The sequence below is a fragment of the Methylobacterium sp. WL116 genome, assembly GCF_008039455.1.
Classification (GTDB): Bacteria; Pseudomonadota; Alphaproteobacteria; order Rhizobiales; family Beijerinckiaceae; genus Methylobacterium.
Genome location: NZ_VRUV01000341.1, coordinates 1 through 4,977 on the forward strand (window position 1 = coordinate 1; position 4,977 = coordinate 4,977).

The following is a 4,977-nucleotide window of genomic DNA, read 5'->3' on the forward strand; positions in this document are numbered from 1 at the left end:
AGATCAGGTTGTCGACGACGAGTTGCCCCATGGCGGCGCGGGTCTCGTGCGTGCCCGATCCGACATGCGGCAGCAGCACCACCCGGTCGAGGGCGACGAGCCGCTCCGGCACGTGCGGTTCGGCGGCTGGCTCTTCGCCGACGGCGTCGTCCGCCTCGTCGACCGCAACGTCCGCCCGGTGCTGGCCTTCGCCAAGCGGCCCGACCAGCGCAGCTACGTCGCTACCGCCGAGGCGGGCGAGAGCTACAGCCTGGTGCCCCTCGAGATCGCGGCGATGCGTGCGTCGAGCCCCCTCGACCCGATGGCAATCGCCGCGGCGCCGCCCGAGGCCGCGCCCGATCCGGTGCCGGCGCAAGCTCCGCGGTCGGCCCCGGGGCCCGGGGTGCCGGCGGGGATCTACGCGCTCGACCGCCTGCTCAACCGCGACGTCTGCCGCCTCGATCTCGGCGACGGGCCGGGTGCGCCGGTGCGCCTCCTCCCGGGCTGCCGCGACAGCGGGATCGAGGTGTTCGATCCGGCGACGTGGCGCACGAGCGAAGGCCGCATGACCCTGGTGGCCAAGCGCGGGCACGTGGTGAACCTCGTGCCCGCCGGCGACGGAACCTGGCGGCGCGACCCGGAGACCGGCGTCGCCTTCGTGCTCCGCCGGGTCGCGCCCTGAGGCTTGCCGCCGCCGGGCTCGTCCGCTGCTCGCGACGGGCCTTTACTTGGCAGCGTCCGCCTTGCCGGCATCGTCCTTCGGCTTCTCCTTGCCGAGGTAGATGTATTCCGGCGCCGCGCGGAGCTGGTCCTTGTCGGTGTTGATCATCGCCCGCAGCGCCTTGCCATCGACGCGCTGCAGATGCATCGCGCTCGGGTCGACCGCGACGTACTTGGTGCCGATCCCGAGGAAGCCGCCGACGCCGACGACCCAGGCCTTCACCTTGCCGTCGAAGCCGATCACCACGTCGGCGATCTCGCCGATGGTCTCGTTGGCGCCGTTGATGATGGTCTGGCCGACGAGCTTCGAGCTGACCATGTCGTCGGGCGACTGCGCGACGAAGGTCGGCCGCAGGTTGTCGGTGAAGGTCGCGGGCTGCCCCGGCACCGCCTCGACCGGCTTCATCGGCGCCGCCGACGCGTCGGGCTTCACCGGATCGGGCTTGACGACGTCGGGCTTGACGGAGTCGGGCTTGGGCGCATCCGGCGAGGCCGTCGCTGGCTTCTCGGGCGGCACGGCCTGGGTGCCCGGCGCGGCCGTGGTCGGGGACGACGTCTGCGCGAGCGCGAGGCTCGGTCCCAGGACGGTCGTGCCCAGGGTGAGGAGGACCGTTCCGGCAATCAGGCTGCGCATCGCGTCTCGTCTTTCCATCGTCGCCCCGAGCCCGATCCGGCCCGGGGTCTACAGTGAAGCTCCCCCGCAAAAGGCCCGCCGCATCAGAAGGTTCCACCGTGCCCGCATGGTGCGCCGGCTCCGGAAAACGCGAGGGGGCCGCCCTGGACCTCGCGGCCGCGTGCGCCATCTGGTCGTGGGCCGAGCCCGCGACCGCTCCGGAGGCCGTACCCGCCCATGACCCTGCTCCGCCGCGAAGCCCTCACCCTCCTCGGTGCGGCCATGAGTGCCGCCGCCGGCAGCGCCCACGCCCTCGATGCCGGGACGCGCGCCACCGCCTTCGCCTTCGACGGGCCGGAGGGCGGGGCGATGCCGCTGTCGGCCTATGCCGGGCGGCCGATCCTGGTGGTCAACACCGCCACCGCGTGCGGCTATGCCGGGCAGCTTACCGGGCTGCAGACGCTGTGGACGCGCTTCCAGGAACGCGCGCTGACGGTGATCGGCGTGCCCTCGCCCGATTTCGGCAACCAGGAGCCCCTCGATGGCGCCGCCATCGCCGAGGCCGCCCGCAAGAACCACGGCGTCACCTTCCCGCTCACCGCCAAGACGCGGGTGAAGATGCCGGGCGCCCACCCGTTCTACCAATGGGCGGCGCTGGAGAAGCCCGGCGAGACGCCGCGCTGGAACTTCCACAAGTATCTCGTGGCCCGCGACGGAACGCTGGCCGCCGCCTTCGCGACCCAGGTCGAGCCGACCGACCCGCGGGTGATCAGCGCGATCGCCGCGGCGCTCGACAAGGCTTGAGCGTCACGGCCTGAGGCTCACGCCGCCGGCGCCTTCTCCCGGTCGGCCCCGCGCGACACCTTCAGCAGCGCGTCGAGCTCGCGTCCTGCCGCCTCGATGCGCGCGGCCACGGTCGCGTCGGCGACGACGCCGTCCGCGATCTCGTCGCCGCCGGCATAGACCGAGGTCGGCGCGATGTGCGCGGAGAAGAACCCGAACAGCGGCCGGAGCGAGTGCTCGACCACCAGCGCATGGCGCAGGCCGCCCCCCGTGGCGGCGAGCGCCACCGGCATGCTGACGAGGGCCTCGGCGTCGACGAAATCGAACACGTGCTTGAACAGGCCGGAATAGGCGCCCTTGTAGACCGGCGTCCCGACGATCAGCGCGTCGGCCCCCTCGATCGCCGCGACCAGCGCCTCGGCCGCCGGCGGGAGGCCGTCGCGCGTGAGCGCGCCGAGGCCCGGCCCGGCATCGATCAGGTCGATCACGCTCAGGTCAATGCGGCGATGGCGGCCGAGCTGCGCGCCGATCGCCTCGACGAGCGTGCGGGTACGCGAGGGCCGGTTGATGCTCGCCGAGAACGCGACGACGCGGGGCAGGGGCACGGATGGAACCTCGGGACTCGCCGGAGCGCCCCGGCCCGTGGAGGCCGGCGGCGCGATCGGTCCGTTGTGACCGGTCCGGCGACGCTTGGGAACCACCGCGGGCCGCGACTCCGGCACCGTGTCAGGGCCTGTCCGTCCGCTCCCTGGGGGCCCCGACGGAAGACCCGAGGTCATGGCGTCGGTTCTTCGAGCGCGGGGGACGATCCGGCGGAGCGCCGGATCGGAGGCTGAGGACGGCGCCCACGAGACCGGGACCGGTCGGCCCGTGCTTCGGGCCGAAGCCGCGCAGCCGCCGGAACCGGACCGCGCGGGGGGGGCGAGCCGGTGCGCAGGGCGACGACCGCCTCGATGCCGTCGACATCCGATAAGGATCGCGACGTCGACCAGCGCCGGCCGCCACAGCCGCGGCGCGACCGCCCACGCGATGCCGAGCTTGCCCGCTCGGGCGGAGAACGGCTCCGGTCCGCCCGCCGCACGCTCCTTGGCCCGTGCCATCGGGGCGGTTCGTAGCGGGACGCCGAAGGCGACGTGCTTCGCGATCATCGTCACCGCGAGCGCCGCCGTCGTCGAGACCGGAACCAGCGGCATCGTTCCCCCGAGCGTCGCCCCAAGGCCGGAAGCGTTGCACGCGCCGGTTGGTATTTCCTGAACCGGCGCGGGCGCGCGGGCGGCGTTCCGTTCCGCAAATGCGAAAGCTTGACAGGCGGGGCGAAGTCCTCGCGATGGTGCCTCCCCGAAGCGTCGGAGACCCGTCCTCCCATGAACTCGCTCGTCCCGCGCCTGAACGGCTACGCGCCCTACGCCCTGTCGCTGCTGCGCGCGGTGACCGGCCTCGTGTTCCTGCAGCACGGCACGCAGAAGTTGCCCGGGCTTCCGCCGCGGACGATGCCGGCGCCCGAGCTGCTCTCGCTCGCCGGTGCCGCGGGCCTGCTCGAGCTGGTCGGCGGCACGCTGATCGTGCTCGGGCTGTTCACCCGGCCGGTCGCGTTCTTGCTGTCGGGCCAGATGGCGGTGGGCTACTTCCTCGTCCACGCACCGAAATCGCTGTTTCCGGCGGTGAACGGGGGCGATGCCGCGATCCTGTTCTGCTTCGTGTTCCTCTACCTCGTCTTCGCGGGCGCCGGCCCCTTGAGCGTGGACGCCGCCCGCGCCGGCCGCCGCTACTGAGCGAGGCCGTCGACCGGGTCGGCATCGATCCGCACCCGCAGGATCGCGTAGGGCGGCTCCTGCAGGTCTCGGCCGTGGTTGTACTCGGGCCGGCGGTTCACCTGGGCGGCCGAGATGTAGAGCCAGCGGTCGGCGGTGATCCAGAACGTGTCCGCCCAGATCAGCCGCGGATCGGAGGCGATCACGGTGATCGTCCCGTCGGGGTCGCGCCGCCCGACGGCGTTCTGCTCCTGCAGGCTGAGATAGACCCGGTCCTTGGAATCGGTGGTGAGGCCGCCGGTCATCCCCTTCTCGCCGAGGTCCTTCACGGTCGCGGCCACCTCGGCATCCGAAACCTTCGGGTCGAGCAGGCCCGCCGTCTCGACCGAATACAGCCGGCGCGCCATCAGCGGCGCGTAGTACAGGCGGCTGCCGTCGGGGCTAAGCGCGATGCCGTTGGCGCCGCCCTTCAGGTGCTGCGGCGGGCCGTCGCCCTTGGTCTGCATCACCGGGCGCTCCTCGACGAACTTCACCACCCCCTTCTGCGACTTGGTGCTGGCATGCTCGGCCAGCCGCCGCGCCACCTGGCCGGTGGCGAGGTCGACGGCGAGGATCGCCCCGTCCTCCCCCTGGCCCTGGTCGGTGATGTAGGCGCGCTGGCGCCCAGGCCTGATCTCGACGCGCAGGTCGTTCAGCGACGAGGTCGGCACGATGCCGGCCTCGAGCGGGATCATGCGGACGATGCGGTTCGTCGCCAGGTCCATCTGGACGAGCTTCGCCCCGCCCGGCACCGGCGCGCCCTTGCCCTCGGGCAGGCCGGAATCGAGCAGCCACAGGCTGTCGTCGGGGGCGAAGACGCCGTTCGGAACGTGGAAGAACGTCGCCTGCGGCCGGCCCGCGTCGGGGGTGTTGGTGGCTTGGTCGGGATAGGGCTTCACCGAGCCGTCGGGCAGCACCTCGCCGATGGTGACCGTCTCCTTGCCGGTGAAGCGCGGCATCATCACGAAGACGCGGCCCCCGTGCGAGATCGCCAGGCCCGTCGGCGTCGAGGGCGCGTGCGCGGCGAGCGCCAGCTCCATCCGCGGCGCGGTCCGGCTCGCCACCGCGGTGCCGCCCGGCGCGGGCGAGCCC

General features: G+C 72.9%; 6 protein-coding genes and 1 pseudogene. 3 read left to right on the plus strand and 4 right to left on the minus strand.

All coding sequences use genetic code 11. The features are described from left to right. A pseudogene (locus FV223_RS31945) lies at window positions 1-127 on the minus strand (2-hydroxyacid dehydrogenase); the annotation flags it as partial. Here FV223_RS31945 and FV223_RS30630 point away from each other — a divergent pair. Next, window positions 113-661: a hypothetical protein gene (locus FV223_RS30630; RefSeq protein ID WP_210247520.1), complete on the plus strand. Its 549-nt coding sequence runs from the start codon at window positions 113-115 to the stop codon at window positions 659-661. The pseudogene FV223_RS31945 and the gene FV223_RS30630 sit on opposite strands and share 15 nt — an antisense overlap. Window positions 662-703: 42 nt before the next feature. On the opposite strand, the gene FV223_RS32600 is transcribed toward FV223_RS30630, so the two are convergent. After that, entirely contained in the window at window positions 704-1,333 is a 630-nt protein-coding gene (locus FV223_RS32600) for a PRC-barrel domain-containing protein (protein ID WP_313899222.1), read from the minus strand. Between the two features lie 216 nt (window positions 1,334-1,549). On the opposite strand from FV223_RS32600, the gene FV223_RS19865 reads away from it, so the two are divergent. Beyond that, window positions 1,550-2,116 (plus strand): glutathione peroxidase, encoded by a 567-nt coding sequence (locus FV223_RS19865; RefSeq protein WP_147728620.1) that lies wholly within the window; start codon window positions 1,550-1,552, stop codon window positions 2,114-2,116. A 17-nt stretch (window positions 2,117-2,133) separates the two neighbouring features. Here FV223_RS19865 and FV223_RS19870 read toward each other — a convergent pair whose 3' ends face one another. Next, the gene (locus tag FV223_RS19870; RefSeq protein WP_147728623.1) at window positions 2,134-2,694 is read right to left on the minus strand and encodes an NAD(P)H-dependent oxidoreductase; all 561 of its coding nucleotides are present in this window, start codon (window positions 2,692-2,694) and stop codon (window positions 2,134-2,136) included. Window positions 2,695-3,459: 765 nt separating this feature from the next. Between FV223_RS19870 and FV223_RS19875 the strand changes: the two genes are divergently transcribed. Beyond that, on the plus strand, window positions 3,460-3,867 hold the full coding sequence (locus FV223_RS19875) for a DoxX family protein (RefSeq protein ID WP_147728621.1): 408 nt from the start codon (window positions 3,460-3,462) through the stop codon (window positions 3,865-3,867). On the opposite strand, the gene FV223_RS19880 is transcribed toward FV223_RS19875, so the two are convergent. Then, window positions 3,861-4,977 (minus strand): major royal jelly family protein (locus FV223_RS19880; RefSeq protein WP_246689734.1); only part of this gene is annotated, 1,117 nt, incomplete at its 5' end. The genes FV223_RS19875 and FV223_RS19880 overlap by 7 nt on opposite strands.